Below are 15,623 nucleotides of genomic sequence, written 5' to 3'. Positions count from 1 at the left end.
CGGGCCCTTCGGCGTCGGTGCCTCGAGGGGCGGTCAGCGCACCGGGGTGCCCTGCGCCTGCTGCGGGGCGATGCCGAGCGCCGTCGTGTACTGCGACAGGGCCAGCTTGCCGATCGCCGGGTAGGCGCCGAGCGCCTCGGCGGCGGAGCAGCCCACCTCCCGCGCGGCCTCCTCGATCAGGGCCGCGTCGATCTCCGGGCCGATCAGGTAGGGGGCCAGGGCCAGCTGCTGCGAACCGGAGGACCGCAGCTGCTCGGCGACCGCTGCGATCGAGCCCTCCTGGTCCAGGGCCGCCGCCATCACCGGCACGGCGAGACGCGCGGCGAGCAGCATGCCGGTGATACCGGCCGCCTGCACGGCCTCCTCACCGCCGACCGAGGCCAGGATGATGCCGTCCGCGGCGGTGGCCACGGTGAACAGGCGCGCCCGGTCGGCACGGGCCAGACCGGCCTCCGACAGGCGCACGTGCAGGGCCTCGGCGAGCAGCGGGTGCGGGCCGAGCACATCGGTCAGGTCGGCCGCGACACGGCTGTCCATCACGGCCTGGCGGATCACCCGCAGCAGCGCGCTGTCCGGGCCGGCGAGCAGCGGCACGACCACGGCGACGGGGCCCTCGGGCTCCTTGGCCTCCACGCCCGCGGCGACAGCCTGCTCGTAGCGGGCGGTGCGCTCCTCGGCGGCCTTCGTGAGCACGGACTGGAGCGTGGGGAACTCCCCGTCGTCACCGTCGACGTACCCGATGCGGGCGTCGAGGCCGGGCAGCTCGGAGCGGGCGATGCTCACGACCTCCTCGGCGAGGCCGCGGGTGGCGGCGCTCGGTGTGCCGGGCACCGCGAGGACGAGCGCGGGCGCGCCTTCGGGAGCCGCCAGGGGCTCGGGTCGGCGGTGCCGCCCGGGCTGGCGGGGTCGCGGCATTCGTACTGGCAGGCCGGACGCGGGTCCAGTGGGGGAGCTCATGGCGCCGCATGTTACTGGTTTCCTGGGCTCCCCTGTTCGGGGAGGGTGCAGGTGAGCGGTATCCGTCCGCTTTTGTCGGATTGGGTGACGTGAAGAGGGGCGCAGGGCGACGCGGGAAGATCACTCGTCGTCGCCCTCTGTCACGGCCGGGCCTCAGGTCACGGTGAGCATCGCCCCGTCCCCGGGCAGCGTCAGCCGGCCCGTCAGCAGGTCGGTGGCCAGGCAGACGGACCCGTGCAACGGGTCTCCGGCGGCCGGAACGCGCCGCGCGTGCGGCAGCCGCCGCGCCAACTCCTCGTCCAGCGGCGTGAGCAGCGGAGCGCCCAGGTTCAACAGGCCACCGGTGAGGGCGAGCCGGGGTGCCCCGGTCGGCGGGCAGACGGCCGCGGCCGAGTCCGCGGCATGACCCGCGGCGGCCCTCAGCACCTCCCCGGCCGCCGGGTCGCCGTCGGCCGCGCAGGCGGCCACCCGGGGGGCGAAGGAGGCCATGACAGCGGCCCGGTCCGGACGCGGATACAGGGCGCCCGGCACCTCCCGCACCGGTCCGAACTGTTCCTCGGCGGCGGCCAGCAGCGCGGCGGAACCGCCGGAGCGCCCGTCGTGCGCGCGCAGCGCCGCCTCCAGCCCGGCCCGCCCGATCCAGGCGCCACCGCCGCAGTCGCCGAGCAGATGCCCCCAGCCGTCGGCGCGGTGCCAGGCCGTCAGGTCCGTGCCGACGGCGATCAGGCCCGTCCCGGCGGCGACGACGGCTCCGGGCCGGGAGCCGAGGGCGCCCACATAGGCGGTGACCGCGTCGGCGGCCAGCGCGACTCGCCCGATGCCGAACTCCCGCTCCAGCGCGGCCGGCAGCTCGGCCCGCAGGGCGTCCCCCAGGGAGGCGAGTCCCGCCGCCCCGACGGCGGCCGCGCCGAGCCCGCCGAGACCGGCCTCGGCGGTCAAGGCGCGCACCATGGGCACCAGTTGGCCCATCAGATGGTCCGGGTCGAGCCCGCGGTCCCCGGTCCGCAGAGGCTCGCGCGACTCCCGCCGGGCGAGCACACCGCGTCCGGCCTCGCCGACGACGACCCGCAGCCCGGAACCGCCGGAGTCGACCGCCAGGAAGCCCGCCGGACCGCCCCCGGCGCCGGTCACGGCAGGCGCCAGTCCACCGGCTGGCCGCCCTGCTGGATCAGCAGGTCGTTGGCCCGGCTGAAGGGGCGCGAGCCGAAGAAGCCGCGGTCGGCCGACATCGGCGACGGGTGGGCCGACTCCACCGACGGCAGCGTCCCCAGCAGCGGACGGCAGTTACGGGCGTCGCGGCCCCACAGGATGGACACCAGCGGCTTGCCGCGCGTGGCGAGTGCCCGGATCGCCTGCTCGGTGACCTCCTCCCAGCCCTTGCCGCGATGGGCTCCCGGCTTGCGGGGGGCCGTGGTGAGCGCCCTGTTGAGCAGCAGCACCCCCTGTTGCGTCCACGGCGTCAGATCGCCGTTGGACGGCTGCGGCAGCCCCAGGTCGGAACCCAGCTCCCGGTAGATGTTGATGAGGCTGCCGGGCAGCGGGCGCACTTCGGGGGCCACCGAGAAGGACAGGCCGACCGCGTGCCCCGGCGTCGGGTAGGGGTCCTGTCCGACGATCAGGACGCGCACCTCGTCGAACGGTTGCTGGAAGGCGCGCAGCACGTTCGGTCCGGCCGGCAGATAGGTGCGTCCCGCGGCGATCTCCGCACGCAGGAAGTCGCCCATCGCGGCGATCCGGTCGGCGACTGGTTCGAGGGCCTTCGCCCAGCCCGGTTCGACGATTTCATGCAAGGGTCGTGGAGCCACGGGCGTCACCCTACTGCCGTACGGGCGGCGGCGATCAACCGGTGGCCCGAGGTGACCGGTAAGCCGCGCGGGCTCATGCGATCACCGCCGCCCTGACGCAGAGCACGTCCGGCAGGTGCGACGCGAGCCGGCGCCAGGAGTCGCCGTCGTCGGCCGACGCGAACACCTCGCCGTTGCGGTTGCCGAAGTACACGCCCGCCGGGTCGGCGTCGTCGGTGCACAGCGCGTCCCGCAGCACCGTGCCGTAGTGGTCCTCCTGCGGCAGACCGGCCGTCAGCGCCTCCCAGGTGCCGCCCGAGTCAGCCGTACGGAAGACGCGGCACCGGCGGTCCGCCGGGACCCGGTCGGAGTCGGCCTGGATCGGGTACACGTACGCCGTCCCGCCGCGCCGGGGGTGGGCCGCGACCGCGAAGCCGAACGTGGACGGCAGGCCCTCGCCGATGTCCGTCCAGTGCCCGCCCGAGTCGTCGCTGCGGTACACACCCCAGTGGTTCTGGAGGTACAGGCAGTCGGCGTCCTCCGCGTCCTGCGCGACCTTGTGGACGCACTGGCCGAACTCCGGGTTCGGGTCGGGCAGGAACACCGCGGAGACACCGGAGTTGGAAGGGGTCCAGCTCGCGCCGCCGTCGGTGGTGCGGAAGACGCCCGCCGTGGAGACGGCGACCGTCACGGTCTTCGGGTCGCGCCGGTCCGTGACCACCGTGTGCAGGCCCTCGCCCCCGCCGCCCGGCACCCACTTCGAGCGGGTCGGGTGCTCCCACAGCGGCCGGACGAGGTCGAAGGTCTCGCCCCGGTCCTCCGAGCGGTACAGCGCGGCCGGTTCGGTGCCCGCGTACACCACGTCCGGCTCGGCGGCGGCCGGGTGCAACTGCCACACCCGCTCCAGCGAGGCCCCCGTGTCCTTGGGGAACTTCACCGCCGGCCGGGCCGGCTCGGTCCAGGTGCGGCCCAGGTCGTCCGAGTGGAACACGGACGGACCCCAGTGCGAACTGTCACCGCCCACCAGCAGCCGGGTGCGCTCGCCCCGGGTGTCGACGGCGACCGAGTACACCGCCTGCGCGTTGAAGTACGGACTCTCGTCGAACTCCCAGGTCCCCCCTCGCCTCCGGCCGATGAACAGGCCCTTGCGTGTGCCCACTGCGAGCAGTACCTCGGTCATGCCGATCACCTCCGCGACGCCTTTGTCCCAGACACCCGTCAGTCTGCACCCCACCACTGACAGTCACCCCCGAGCAGGGCGACACCGCAGGTCGGAGCGGCGATGACGGGCTGGGCGTGACGCGTCCCACGCCCGCGTCCGGCCCGGGACGTGAGCATCCGCGCGCCCGGACCCGTATGGGTGGGGGCGGCCCGGCACGTCCGTGCCGTGCGTCCGTGCGCTCGTGAGGAGGAAGCCGCCGATGGCGTTCCGTGGTCGCAGGGTGTGGCTGTGGCGGTGGCGGCGCAATCCGCTCAAGCGCCGCGCCGACGCCGTCGAGTCCTGGGTCCTGCTCACCGTGTGGGCGGGCATGGCCCTCGCCGGCGTCGTCACGGCCCTCGCGACCACGGGTGGCGTGGAGCGGGGCATGGCCCGTGAACGGGCCGAGTGGCGGCCGGTCGTGGCCCACCTCCGCGAGGACGCGCCGGGCCGGGCCCGTCCCCGGTCGGGCGCCGCGGGCGGCGACCGGGTCTGGGCCGAGGTCCGCTGGAGCGCACGGGACGGCTCCCCGCGCACCGGGCAGGTCCGCGTCCGCCCCGGCAGCCCGGCCGGCACCCCGGTCACCGTGTGGACGGACCCGGAGGGGCGCCTGGTCGGCCGCCCGGCGACCCCCGCCGAGGCACATGCGCGGGCCACGCTGGTCGGCGGCGTCGCGGGCCTGTGCGCCGCCGCCGTCCCGTTCGTCGCGGGCCGCGCCCTGCGCACCCGCCTGGAGAGCCGCCGTATCGAGTGGTGGGGCCGGGAGTGGGCCCGCTTCGGCCCGTCCTGGGGCGGACGCGCCACCTGGTGACGGCCGTGGGGCCCGTCGATCCGCGGCCTGACGCGGGCCGCGGCCCTCAGGCGCCTTCCGGCAGGGCCCGGGCCAGGATCGCCTCGACGTCCGCCCCGTCGGGGAGCGTTCCGAACGCGTACCCCCAGTCGCCGCCGAGCCGGGTCGCGCAGAACGCGTCGGCGACCGCGGCCGGGGCGTGCCGGACCAGCAGGGCGGCCTGGAGGGTCAGGGCCATCCGCTCGACCAGACGCCGGGCCCCGGCCTCGGACCCCGCGGCCAGTTCGGCCTTCAGACGGGTGACGGAGGCGTCCAGCCGGGCGTCCGCCCCGCGCGCCAGGGCGAGTTCGCCGAAGAGCGCGTCCGCGGTCGCCGGCTCTCGGCTCAACGCCCGCAGCACGTCGAGGGCGTTGACGTTGCCTGAGCCCTCCCAGATCGACAGCAGCGGCGCCTCGCGGTAGTGGCGGGGCATGCCCGACTCCTCGACGTAGCCGTTGCCGCCCAGGCACTCCAGGGCCTCCGCGGTGAACGCAGGTCCCCGCTTGGTCACCCAGTACTTTCCGACGGCGGTGGCGATCCGGCGGAACGCCGTCTCGGTGCCGTCGGGGTCGTCGCCGCGCACCGACCGGTCGGCGGCCCCCGCGAGCCGCAGCGTCAGCGTCGTCGCGGCCTCCGACTCCAGCGCCAGGTCGGCCAGGACGTTGCGCATCAGCGGCTGGTCGATCAGCCGGGCCCCGAACGCGCTGCGGTGGCGCACGTGGTGGCCCGCCTCGACGAGCGTCCTGCGCATCAGCGTCGCCGAGGACATCACGCAGTCCAGCCGGGTGCAGTTGACCATCTCGATGATGGTCTTGACGCCCCGCCCCTCGGGTCCGACGAGCCAGGCCACCGTCCCGTCGAACTCCGGTTCGGAGGACGCGTTGGAGCGGTTGCCGAGCTTGTCCTTCAGCCGCTGGATGCGGAAGGTGTTGCGGGTGCCGTCCGGCAGGACCCGCGGCACGAGGAAGCAGGACAGGCCGCCGGGGGCCTGCGCCAGCACCAGGAAGACGTCGCACATCGGGGCCGACGTGAACCACTTGTGGCCGCGCAACGTGTACACGCCCGGCTCGGCCGACGGCCACGCCGTCGTCGTGTTCGTCCGGACGTCGGAGCCGCCCTGCTTCTCCGTCATGCCCATGCCGGCGAGCAGTCCCCGCTTCTCCGTCGGCACGCGCAGGCCCGGGTCGTACTCCCGGCTGGTCAGCAGCGGCTCGTAGACCTTGGCCAGCTCCGGCTGGCGGCGCAGCACGGGGACGGCCGCGTACGTCATCGACGTCGGGCAGCCGTGCCCGGCCTCGGTCTGCCCCCACACCAGTCCGCCCGCCGTCCGGGCGACATGCGCGCCGGGCCGGTCGTCCGCCCAGGGTGCCGCCGCCAGGCCCTCGCCGACGGCGACCCGCATCAGGCGGTGCCAGCTCGGGTGGAACTCCACCTCGTCGACGCGGTGACCGTACCGGTCGTGGGTGCGCAGCTCGGGTTCGTGGCGGTTGGCCAGCTCGCCCCACTCCTGCGCCTCGGCGCTCCCGGCCCGCAGGCCGAGCCGCCGGATGTCCTCCTCGGCCCAGCCGGCGCCCTCGCGTCGCAGCCCCTCCAGCAGCGCGGTGTCCAGTGACGCGTCGTACGGGGCCAGGGGAGGGGGCTGGTTGGCGACGTCATGGGTGGCGTACGGCCCGGACCGGTCCTGCGGGTCCACGGGCTGCTCCTGCGCGGGTGTCGAGACCATGGCGCCAGTGTTGCAGCATTTCTACGACCGCAGCAATACTGTAATACGCCGCGCCGGCACGTAAGGTACCCGGTCATGGGCGAGAACGCGGCACGGCGAGGCGAGGACGTGACCCTGCGCCCGCTGTCCGCCCGGTCGGTCGTCCTGAGCCTCCTGCTGGGCCTGCACCCCCCTGAGCTGCCCGTACGGGAACTGGTGCGTGCCGTCGAGCCGTTCGGTATCGCGGGCACCACCCTGCGGGCGGCGCTCAGCCGGATGGTGGCCGCGGGCGATCTGCGCCGGGCGGAATCCGTCTACGCCCTCAGCGACCGGCTCCTCGAACGGCAGCGCCGGCAGGACGACGCCGTCCACCCGGAGACGCTGACGTGGGACGGCGACTGGGAGATGGTCGTGGTCACGGCGACCGGGCGCGACCCGGCCGACCGCGCGGAACTGCGCGCCGAGCTGACCCGGCTCCGCCTCGCGGAACTGCGGGAGGGCGTCTGGCTGCGCCCGGCCAATCTGCGCCGCCCCCTGCCCGGCGCCCTCGACGACGTCGCCCAGCGCCACCGGTCCCGGCCCGAGACGGGCCCCCGTGACCTCGCCGCCCGGCTGTGGGACCTGGACGCCTGGGCCGCCACGGGTCACGCCCTGCTCGGCCATGTCGCCCGCGCCGGCGACCCGGCCGCGCGCTTCACCGCCTTCGCGGCGGTCGTACGGCATCTGCTGGCGGACCCGGTGCTGCCGCCCGGCCTCCTCCCGGACGGCTGGCCGGGGGCGGAACTGCGGGCCGCGTACGCGCGGTACCGGCGGGAAGTGGCCGGCGCGGCACGCGCGCGGGGCGACGGGCACCTGCGCGCGGCGGCACGCGCGCGTACCGGTGAGAACGCCGGCGGCGGCGCGCCATAGGCCGTGGGCGCGCCGCTGCCGGAGCCGGTCAGACCGACCGGTGGTACTGGTCGGGCACGTGCACGTCGCCGCCCAGTTCGCGGGCCGCGTGGCGTGCCCAGGACGGGTTGCGCAGCAGCTCGCGGCCGAGGAGGACGGCGTCCGCCTCGCCGTTCGCGAGGATCTTCTCGGCCTGCTCGGTGTCGGTGATCAGCCCCACCGCCGCGACCGGCAGGGGAGTCTCGGCCTTGACCCGTGCGGCGAACGGCACCTGGTAGCCCGGACCCACGGGGATCCGGACGTCCGGGGCGTTGCCGCCGGTGGAGACGTCGAGCAGGTCGACGCCGTGGGCGTGCAGATCTGCGGCGAAGCGGACCGTGTCGTCGTCGGTCCAGCCGTCCTCGCCCAGCCAGTCGGTCGCAGAGATCCGGAAGAACACCGGCTTGTCGTCCGGCCACACGGCGCGCACGGCGTCCACCACCTGCAGGGCGAGCCGGGTGCGGTTCTCGTAGGAGCCGCCGTACGCGTCGGTGCGGCGGTTGGAGTGCGGGGAGAGGAACTCGTTGATCAGGTAGCCGTGCGCGCCGTGGACCTCGGCGACGTCGAAGCCGGCCGCCAGGGCGCGGCGCGCGGCGTCCTCGAAGTGCCGTACGACGTCCTGGATCTCCTCGACGGTCAGCTCGCTCGGCACCGGGGAGTCCTCGGCGAAGGCGATCGCGCTGGGCGCCACCGGCCGCCAGCCGTGCGCGTCGGGTCCCACCGCCTTGCCGCCCTCCCAGGGGCGTCCGGTCGAGGCCTTGCGCCCGGCGTGGGCGAGCTGGATGCCCGGCACGGTGCCCTGGGTGCGCAGGAAGTCCGTGATCCGGCGCAGTGCCGCGACCTGCCGGTCGTTCCAGATGCCCAGGTCGTACGGGGTGATCCGGCCGTCGGGGTGGACGGCGGTGGCCTCGACGAGGATCAGGCCCGTGCCGCCGGTCGCGCGCGCGGCGTAGTGCGCGAAGTGCCAGTCCCCGGCGGCACCCGTGTCGGGGCCCTCGGGCGCGGCGGAGTACTGGCACATCGGTGCCATCCACACGCGGTTGGGGATCGTCAGATCGCGCAGGGTGCAGGGCTCGAAGAGCGCGCTCACGGCGGACTCCATTCGTCACGGGGCCGGTGGTCGACTCGTACGATAGGCATCGTAGTACGGGAGATGTCAAACTACGATGGTTCTCGTACAATGACGGGAACCGTATGAGGGAAACCGCGTCAGGGGACCCGACGAACTGGAGCCGCCGTGACCACCCCCGCCGTCACCAGCCGGGACCTGCCGCACCCGGCGCGCGAGGAGATCCGCCTCGAAGGCGTGCTGCACGCCCTGGCCGACCCGATGCGGCTGCGGATCGTGCGCGAGCTCGCGGCCGTCGGCGCGGAGCTCTCGTGCTCGCACTTCGACCTGCCCGTCACCAAGTCCACGACCACGCACCACTTCCGGGTGCTGCGCGAGAGCGGTGTGATCCGGCAGATCTACCGGGGCACGGCGAAGATGAACGGCCTGCGCGCGGACGACCTGGACGGCCTCTTCCCCGGACTGCTCGACGCGCTCCTGGACGCGGCGGGGCGGCAGGCCACGCGGCTCGGCGAGGACCGCGCCTAACGGCCGGTGCTCTCGCTCGGCGAGGACAGCCCTTGAAGACCCCCGCCGTGCGCGGCGTTCATGAGCGACCGCCAGTCCGGCAGCTTGACCGTGCCCCGGCCGAGCGAGGCGCCCAGCTCGGCCTCCGCCCGCTCGATCGCACGCCAGCCCTCCCACCGCACCGGGTCGATCCCGGCCGCCCGCAGCGCCGTGACCGGCTCCTGCGGTACCGGCTCGCGCTCCAGCGCGGCGGCGTCCGCCAGCAGTGAGGAGACCGTCTCCTTCGCGCACGGCCGGTTGGTGCCGATGACCCCCGTCGGCCCGCGCTTGATCCAGCCGGCCACGTACTCGCCCGGCGCCACGACTCCGTCGCGCAGCACCCGGCCGGCGCGATGCGGCACCGTGCCGGTCGCCGGGTCGAACGGCAGCCCTTCCAGCGGCACTCCGCGATAGCCCACCGACCGCAGTACCAACTGGGCCTCCACATCCTCGAACCGGCCGGTGCCCCGCACACCGCCCGCCCCGTCGGGCGCCGTCCGCTCGAGCCGCACCGCGCCCACCCGGCCCTCGCGGGGGAGGAGTTCGACCGGGCGCAGGAAGAAGCGCAACCGGATGTGATGGCGGGCGGTCCGTGCCGGCGCCGCGGCCCAGTCGCGCAGCACCTCGACATTGCGGCGCTGCGGCGCGGGCAGGGAGCCGGGATCGGCGCACGCCGGGTCCATCGCCAGCTCCCGCGGGTCCACACGGACCTCGGTGTCCGGCAGCGTGCCCAGTTCGCGCAGCTCCTTGGTGGTGAAGCGGGCCTGCGACGGGCCGCGCCGGCCCACCATGCTGATCTCGGACACCCGGCTCGCGGAGAGGGCGGCGAGCGCTGCGTGCGGGATGTCGGTGGGGCTCAGTTCGGCCGCGCCGCGCGCCAGCATGCGGGTCACGTCGACCGCGACATTGCCGACGCCGATGACCACCGCCGAGCGCGCCCCGGTCAGGAACCCGTCGGCGGCGGCGTCGGGATGGGCGCTGTACCAGGACACGAACTCGGTCGCCGAACAGCTGCCCGGCAGATCCTCGCCCGCGATCCCGAGGTGCCGGTCGGTGGCGGCGCCCACGCAGTACACCACCGCGTGGTACAGCTCGCGCAGCCGTGCGACGGGCACGCCCTCCGGGCCGACCGGGACCCCGCCGAGGAACCGCACCCGCTCGTGCTCCAGCACCGAGCGCAGCGTGTTCTGCAGGGACTTGATCTTCTCGTGGTCCGGGGCGACCCCGTAGCGCACCAGGCCGTACGGGCACGGCAGCCGGTCCAGGACGTCGACGAGCGCGCCGGGGTGCTGCTGGACGAGGCCCTGGGCGGTGTAGCACCCGCTGGGACCGGAACCGACGACGGCGATCCTGAGCACGGCGGAACTCCTCGGTCATGGAAGGTCGGGAGTCGCTCTCGACTCCAGCATCGCACCGCCGCCGCTCCGCTGACAGGGTGCTGTCCCACGCGCGGGGAGCGTGTTCGTTCGTTATGGAATGTGATCATGCCGTTACGTTGCGTGTGTGCTGGAAGCATCCTTTCTTAATCTTTCCGATCGTTGTGCGACAGACGGCACCGTGTCCGTGTGGCCCGCGTGGGAAGTGCGGGACGGCGCCGGAGCCACCTCGTGGCTGGGTGTCCGGTTGGAGTTCGGTGACGGCGCACATGTGGACGCGGTCGCCGTGGTCGGCGACGGCGGCGTCTACCTGGAGGACGTCCGGGCCGTACCGGCGCTCTCGCTGGACGACCTCGCGGCGCTCGCCGACTGGATCGAGGATCCGCTCTCCGAGGCGTGCGGCGTCACGGGCCGCGGGTCCGACGGCTCGCCGGCGAGCCGGGCGCGCCCGGAGTGGCCGCTCGGCGTCGAGGGGCAGTGGCTGGTCGCGCGGGAGTACCGCGACGCCCAGGAACGGGGCGCCGACCCCGTTCTCGCGGTGATGGGTGCGACCGGGCACAGCCGGCGCCGGTCGCTGCGGCTCATCGGGCAGGCGCGCGACGCGGGGTTCCTGCCCCCGCGCCGCGCGCGCCGCTGACGCCCGTCGGGGCCACGGCGGCCGGCTGCGTCAGAGCAGGTCCCGCATCCGGGAGATCTCGGTCGTCTGCTGCGCGACGACGTCGTCCGCCATCTCCTCGACCTGGATGTTGTTGCCCTGCGCCTTCACATCGGTGGCCATGGTGATCGCCCCGTCGTGATGGGTGATCATCAGCGTGAGGAACAGTTCGTCGAACGCCTTCCCGCGCGCGGCGCGCAACGTGGCGAGCTGGGCGTCGGTCGCCATGCCGGGCATCGGCGTGTGCGCGTGCTCGTGGCCCTCGGCCCGCGTGTCCTTGCCGTGGGTCTTCAGCCAGCCCTTCATCGCGTCGATCTCGGGACCCTGTGCGGCGGCGATCCGCGCGGCGAGCTTCTTCACCTTCGCCGACTCGGCGCGCTGCGGCACGAGTTCGGTCATCACCAGGGCCTGCTCATGGTGCTGGATCATCATGCGCGCGTAGTCGACGTCCGCGGAGTTGGGGGAGTCGTCCTCGGAGCGCTGCCGGGCGGCCTCCTCGGCGGACAGCACCTTGTTGGGTTCACCCGGCTCACCAGGCACGATCACCGAAGGCCCGCTGCGGGCAGGCGACTTGGCGTCGGTGCCGGAGTCGCAGCCGGCGAGTGCGAGCGCGAGGGCGGCCGCGGCCAGGGCGACGCGGGCCAGGCGCCATGAAAGCGGTCTCACATCTGCCTGGTCCCCTTTTGATATGGGCATGCTGAGACGATACTCGGGCGTGCGTGAACCGTTCCAGTGCGAACGGCACAAGGGAGGAAAACAGTGATCCTGTTCGGCAATTCCCGAACCCGACGCAGACACCTGGGAGTTGTGGCCGTCGCCGCCGGACTCCTCGGCGCTCTGCTGACCGCGCAGCCGGCGACCGCGACCCCCGATCCCGGGGACGGACCCGCCCAGGAGCAGAAGATCTCGGAGAGCACCCGTGCCGAGGTGCGCAAGGCGCTGAAGGACGGCGAGATACCCGGCCAGGACGAGATCGTCCGCTCCGCCAACATCCGGCATCTGGCGAACGTCCCCAAGGACACCCTCCAGGGCCTCAACTCCGACCTCGCCTTCCAGGGCAAGTACGCCTTCGCGGGCAACTACGACGGCTTCCGCATCTTCGACATCAGCAACCCGAAGGCCCCGAAGACCGTCGCGCAGGTGCTGTGCCCCGGCTCCCAGAACGACATCTCCGTCTCCGGCGACCTGCTCTTCCTGTCCACCGACTCCTCGCGCAGCGACAGCAGTTGCAACAGCACCACCCAGCCCGCCACCGAGAAGTCGTCGTGGGAGGGCATGAAGGTCTTCGACATCAAGGACAAGCGCAACCCGAAGTACGTCGCCGCCGTCGAGACCGCCTGCGGCTCGCACACCCACACGCTCGTTCCCGAGCGCAAGAACGTCTACATCTACGTCTCCTCGTACTCGCCCGACGCCTCCTACCCGGACTGCCGGCCGCCGCACGACGGCATCTCCGTCATCAAGGTGCCGCGCCACGCACCGCAGAAGGCGGCGGTCATCGACTTCCCGGTGCTCTTCCCCGGTGAGGGACCCGACGGCGGCGGCAACCCCGGTACACCCGGCCGCGTCAGCAAGACCACGGGCTGCCACGACCTCACGGTCCTGCCCTCGAAGGACCTGGCGGCCGGCGCCTGCATGGGCGACGGCATCCTCATGTCGATCAAGGACCCGGAGCGCCCGAAGGTCATCGACCAGGTCCGGGACGACGTGAACTTCGCGTTCTGGCACTCGGCGACCTTCAACCAGAAGGCCGACAAGGTCGTCTTCACCGACGAGCTCGGCGGTGGCGGCGCGGCCACCTGCAACGCGGAGATCGGGCCGAACCGCGGGGCCGACGGCATCTACGACATCGTTGGCAAGGGCGACAAGCGCAAGCTCGTCTTCCGCAGCTACTTCAAGATCCCCCGGCACCAGGCCGACACCGAGAACTGCGTGGCGCACAACGGCTCGCTGATCCCCGTGAAGGGCAAGGACATCATGGTCCAGGCCTGGTACCAGGGCGGCCTCTCGGTCTGGGACTTCACCGACTCCAAGCGCCCGAAGGAGATCGCCTACTTCGACCGCGGCCCCCTGACCACGGACACCCTGCAGATCGCGGGCTCGTGGTCGGCGTACTACTACAACGGCTACATCTACTCCAACGAGATCGCGCGCGGCCTCGACGTCCTGAAGCTCGACGACCGCCGCACGGACCCGGCCCGCCGCGTCCACCTGCGTGAACTCAACGTCCAGACACAGCCCGACTACTTCGACTGACCCTCCGCACGGCCGGGCTCGCCCCCGGTCGCGAAGAACCGCGACAGATCCTGGTCGCACGTCCCGCCGGAAGCGGCTCCCGCGTCCGGCGGGACACCCATCTCCCAGTCCAGCCGGTAGCGCTTGAACAACTCCGCCCGCAGCACGGGCACCGGCATCGGCACCCCGGGCACCAGGGCCGCGAAGACCGCGCCCATCAGCAGCGCGCGCAGCATCGGATAGTCCGCGTCCACGTCCCGCGAGCCGTACCGCTCACAGGTCTCCCGCAGCAGCTCGGCCAGCCGCCGCTGCTCCGGGCACTGCACGAAGCCCTCCGCCTGCAGGATGCCCGCCATGTGCTGACGCATCAGCACCGGCCGGTCCGTCGCCAGGCCCAGAACGGCGTCGATGGCCCGGGCCAGCCGCTCGCGGCCGTCCTCGGTGCGGGGCTCGCGCTCCAGCGCCTCCTCCAGCGTGCGGTGCATCAGCCGGTGCACGGCCGACTGCACCAGCTGGCGCTTGCCCGGGAAGTAGTACGACACCAGCCCGCGCGCCGATCCGGCCCGGTCCGCGATGTCGCCCAGGGTGGTCGCGTCGAACCCGCGCTCACCGACCAGCTCCACCGCCGCCTGCAGAAGCCGCTCCCGGGAACGCCGCCGCAACTCTTCATTGACCGACGCGCTGCGCGGGGACATCCTGTAACTCCTGCGTTGACTGGCTGCCAGCCAACTATACTCAGCACGTCCCGTCCGGCACCGCCGTGCCCGGCCGGGCCATGTCGTCCGCCCTGGGCGACGCGGGGGATCGTCCAGGGCGGGCTCGGCAGCGCCGCGTACGGTGTCCGCTCGCCTTCAGACCGCCTCGCCGGCCGGCTCCGCTCGCTCTCGGGCCCGGCGCAGGTCCACCCCCACCGCCAGCGCCACCACCAACGCGCCCAGCAGCCAGCCCCCCACCACGTCCGACGTCCAGTGGACGCCCAGCCAGACCCGGGTGAGTCCCACGCCGATCACGGACACGGCCGCCACCGCCACCGCCGTGTGCCACAGGGGACCGGCGATCCCGTGCCGGTGCAGGAGCCACAGCAGGAGGCCGCACACCACCGTCGCCGTCATCGCGTGCCCGGACGGGTAGGCGGCGTAGTGGGCGGAGTCCACGGGGTCGGGCCAGGTGGGGCGGGGCCGGTCGACGGCTGCCTTCAGTGTCTGCTGGACCAGTGTGGCCAGCGCACATGTGACCACCAGCCACATGGCTGTCCATCGGGCGGCCCGGCGCCACACCAGCCAGATCGCGGCCACGAAGGTCACGAACCGCATCGTCCACGGGTCCCACACCCAGTCGGTCAGGATGCGGAAGACGTGTGTCAGGGACGGCTCGTCGACCGCCCAGCGGTGGGTCGTGTCCGCGACGGACCCGTCCAGCGCCATGAGCGGGTGCCAGCGGAGGGCGACCAGGGCGAGCAGCAGAGCCGAGGCGAGGGCGAGCGCGCCCGCCCAGCCGGACACCGCGCGCTCGGCGTTCGGTCGGGGCGGGGACTCGACGGACGGGGTGGGCATGCGGGGATCCTCGCCGACTCGTGGGGCGGACACCAGCATCCGGGGTGGCGTCCACGGCACACGCCGCGGGCGATCCGGGCCGCCCCAGGATGAACACCGTGGCCACCGCATACCCACGGTGGCCCGGCGTACCCGTGCCGTCCCGTCCGGGTGTCCCCACGAGGCGTTCAGAGGGTCAGCAGCATTGTCAGCATGGCGATCCCCATGGACAGCCGGCAGGCGCGCGCCAGTTCGGGGCGGTCGCCCCAGCCGACGCCCGGCCCGCCCGCCGTGACCGGCACCAGCCGGACGCCGGACAGCAGCACATAGGCCGTGAAATAGGCGAGCAGCACGCCTGTCAGCAGCGGGACGCCCGCGTCGCCGTGCCCGCCGTGCCCGGCCTCGGGTGCGGCGGCCATCACCAGGGACATGTAGACCATGGCCACGGCGCCCATCAGATGGTGCAGATGGTGCCCGCCCGCCCGCGCCGACCACAGGGCGTGCAGCGCCGCGGCGGCGAACACGGCCGCGTAGGCGGGCCAGGTCCAGGCGGGCGGCGTGAAGACCGCGGCGGGTACGGCCATAGCGGCCATCCCGAACCCCATCAGCGCCTCGCCGCCCGCGGCCCGGCGCTGCTCCTCGACAGTGCTGCGCATCCGCAGCAGACAGTAGGCGCCGGTGATCCCACACAGCGCGACCAGCAGCCAGCCGGGCGAAGCCGGTCCGTGCACGCGCACCTCCCCGCTCGACGGTCCGGACAGTGCGTCGATGCCCGGGCCGGGCGGGGGCCACGCGGGCGCAGAGGTGTACACG

At 73.7% G+C, this 15,623-nt stretch carries 16 protein-coding genes; 5 read left to right on the top strand and 11 right to left on the bottom strand.

Features of this window, described 5'->3' with window-relative positions; genetic code table 11:
* Nucleotides 1–33: 33 nt before the first annotated feature.
* From ACFV46_RS08460 to ACFV46_RS08445, 4 genes are all read right to left on the bottom strand, one after another.
* The gene (locus tag ACFV46_RS08460; protein WP_361930300.1) at nt 34–957 is read right to left on the bottom strand and encodes a hypothetical protein; all 924 of its coding nucleotides are present in this window, start codon (nt 955–957) and stop codon (nt 34–36) included.
* A gap of 153 nt (nt 958–1,110) precedes the next feature.
* Complete coding sequence (locus ACFV46_RS08455) at nt 1,111–2,088, bottom strand: N-acetylglucosamine kinase (protein WP_385497494.1); 978 nt, start codon at nt 2,086–2,088, stop codon at nt 1,111–1,113.
* The gene (locus ACFV46_RS08450; RefSeq protein ID WP_361930295.1) at nt 2,085–2,762 is read right to left on the bottom strand and encodes a uracil-DNA glycosylase; all 678 of its coding nucleotides are present in this window, start codon (nt 2,760–2,762) and stop codon (nt 2,085–2,087) included. The genes ACFV46_RS08455 and ACFV46_RS08450 overlap by 4 nt, the downstream gene beginning before the upstream one ends.
* Nucleotides 2,763–2,835: 73 nt before the next feature.
* On the bottom strand, nt 2,836–3,978 hold the full coding sequence (locus ACFV46_RS08445; RefSeq protein ID WP_385497493.1) for a WD40/YVTN/BNR-like repeat-containing protein: 1,143 nt from the start codon (nt 3,976–3,978) through the stop codon (nt 2,836–2,838).
* A 184-nt stretch (nt 3,979–4,162) separates the two neighbouring features.
* Here ACFV46_RS08445 and ACFV46_RS08440 point away from each other — a divergent pair, with 184 nt between their 5' ends.
* Nucleotides 4,163–4,750 carry a hypothetical protein gene (locus tag ACFV46_RS08440; RefSeq protein ID WP_361930289.1) on the top strand — a complete coding sequence of 196 codons (588 nt, stop codon included), beginning with the start codon at nt 4,163–4,165 and terminating at the stop codon, nt 4,748–4,750.
* 46 nt (nt 4,751–4,796) lie between these two features.
* Here the strand turns inward: ACFV46_RS08440 and ACFV46_RS08435 are convergent, their stop codons facing one another.
* Nucleotides 4,797–6,491 carry a DNA alkylation response protein gene (locus ACFV46_RS08435; RefSeq protein WP_385497492.1) on the bottom strand — a complete coding sequence of 565 codons (1,695 nt, stop codon included), beginning with the start codon at nt 6,489–6,491 and terminating at the stop codon, nt 4,797–4,799.
* Nucleotides 6,492–6,566: 75 nt separating this feature from the next.
* Between ACFV46_RS08435 and ACFV46_RS08430 the strand changes: the two genes are divergently transcribed.
* A complete protein-coding gene (locus ACFV46_RS08430) occupies nt 6,567–7,379 on the top strand; it encodes a PaaX family transcriptional regulator C-terminal domain-containing protein (protein ID WP_376728512.1) in 813 nt (270 codons plus the stop codon).
* A 28-nt stretch (nt 7,380–7,407) separates the two neighbouring features.
* On the opposite strand, the gene ACFV46_RS08425 is transcribed toward ACFV46_RS08430, so the two are convergent.
* On the bottom strand, nt 7,408–8,487 hold the full coding sequence (locus tag ACFV46_RS08425) for an NADH:flavin oxidoreductase/NADH oxidase (RefSeq protein ID WP_385497491.1): 1,080 nt from the start codon (nt 8,485–8,487) through the stop codon (nt 7,408–7,410).
* Nucleotides 8,488–8,634: 147 nt separating this feature from the next.
* On the opposite strand from ACFV46_RS08425, the gene ACFV46_RS08420 reads away from it, so the two are divergent.
* Nucleotides 8,635–8,994, top strand: coding sequence for an ArsR/SmtB family transcription factor (locus ACFV46_RS08420; RefSeq protein ID WP_385497490.1), 360 nt, complete (start codon nt 8,635–8,637; stop codon nt 8,992–8,994).
* Here the strand turns inward: ACFV46_RS08420 and ACFV46_RS08415 are convergent.
* Nucleotides 8,991–10,370, bottom strand: coding sequence for an FAD-dependent oxidoreductase (locus ACFV46_RS08415; RefSeq protein WP_385497488.1), 1,380 nt, complete (start codon nt 10,368–10,370; stop codon nt 8,991–8,993). The genes ACFV46_RS08420 and ACFV46_RS08415 overlap by 4 nt on opposite strands.
* Nucleotides 10,371–10,569: 199 nt before the next feature.
* Here ACFV46_RS08415 and ACFV46_RS08410 point away from each other — a divergent pair, with 199 nt between their 5' ends.
* Nucleotides 10,570–11,025 carry a DUF6214 family protein gene (locus ACFV46_RS08410; RefSeq protein ID WP_376728515.1) on the top strand — a complete coding sequence of 152 codons (456 nt, stop codon included), beginning with the start codon at nt 10,570–10,572 and terminating at the stop codon, nt 11,023–11,025.
* A gap of 30 nt (nt 11,026–11,055) precedes the next feature.
* Here ACFV46_RS08410 and ACFV46_RS08405 read toward each other — a convergent pair whose 3' ends face one another.
* Nucleotides 11,056–11,739, bottom strand: coding sequence for a DUF305 domain-containing protein (locus ACFV46_RS08405; RefSeq protein WP_385497487.1), 684 nt, complete (start codon nt 11,737–11,739; stop codon nt 11,056–11,058).
* A 63-nt stretch (nt 11,740–11,802) separates the two neighbouring features.
* Between ACFV46_RS08405 and ACFV46_RS08400 the strand changes: the two genes are divergently transcribed.
* Nucleotides 11,803–13,299 (top strand): LVIVD repeat-containing protein, encoded by a 1,497-nt coding sequence (locus ACFV46_RS08400; protein ID WP_376728517.1) that lies wholly within the window; start codon nt 11,803–11,805, stop codon nt 13,297–13,299.
* On the opposite strand, the gene ACFV46_RS08395 is transcribed toward ACFV46_RS08400, so the two are convergent.
* From ACFV46_RS08395 to ACFV46_RS08385, 3 genes are all read right to left on the bottom strand, one after another.
* Nucleotides 13,287–13,973: a TetR/AcrR family transcriptional regulator gene (locus ACFV46_RS08395; protein ID WP_385497486.1), complete on the bottom strand. Its 687-nt coding sequence runs from the start codon at nt 13,971–13,973 to the stop codon at nt 13,287–13,289. The genes ACFV46_RS08400 and ACFV46_RS08395 overlap by 13 nt on opposite strands.
* Nucleotides 13,974–14,129: 156 nt before the next feature.
* The gene (locus ACFV46_RS08390) at nt 14,130–14,831 is read right to left on the bottom strand and encodes a phosphatase PAP2 family protein (RefSeq protein ID WP_361937287.1); all 702 of its coding nucleotides are present in this window, start codon (nt 14,829–14,831) and stop codon (nt 14,130–14,132) included.
* A 167-nt stretch (nt 14,832–14,998) separates the two neighbouring features.
* On the bottom strand, nt 14,999–15,541 hold the full coding sequence (locus ACFV46_RS08385) for a DUF5134 domain-containing protein (protein WP_385497484.1): 543 nt from the start codon (nt 15,539–15,541) through the stop codon (nt 14,999–15,001).
* Nucleotides 15,542–15,623: the final 82 nt, after the last annotated feature.

The sequence above is a fragment of the Streptomyces sp. NPDC059852 genome (genome assembly GCF_042731455.1).
Lineage (GTDB): Bacteria > Actinomycetota > Actinomycetes > Streptomycetales > Streptomycetaceae > Streptomyces.
This window is presented reverse-complemented; position numbering and strand designations above follow the sequence as displayed.

Coding starts and splice junctions, on each gene's coding strand:
- ACFV46_RS08460 (WP_361930300.1), bottom strand. CDS start 957: ATGAGCTCCCCCACTGGACCCGCGTCCGGCCTGCCAGTACGAATGCCG.
- ACFV46_RS08440 (WP_361930289.1), top strand. CDS start 4,163: ATGGCGTTCCGTGGTCGCAGGGTGTGGCTGTGGCGGTGGCGGCGCAAT.
- ACFV46_RS08435 (WP_385497492.1), bottom strand. CDS start 6,491: ATGGTCTCGACACCCGCGCAGGAGCAGCCCGTGGACCCGCAGGACCGG.
- ACFV46_RS08430 (WP_376728512.1), top strand. CDS start 6,567: ATGGGCGAGAACGCGGCACGGCGAGGCGAGGACGTGACCCTGCGCCCG.
- ACFV46_RS08405 (WP_385497487.1), bottom strand. CDS start 11,739: ATGCCCATATCAAAAGGGGACCAGGCAGATGTGAGACCGCTTTCATGG.
- ACFV46_RS08395 (WP_385497486.1), bottom strand. CDS start 13,973: ATGTCCCCGCGCAGCGCGTCGGTCAATGAAGAGTTGCGGCGGCGTTCC.
- ACFV46_RS08390 (WP_361937287.1), bottom strand. CDS start 14,831: ATGCCCACCCCGTCCGTCGAGTCCCCGCCCCGACCGAACGCCGAGCGC.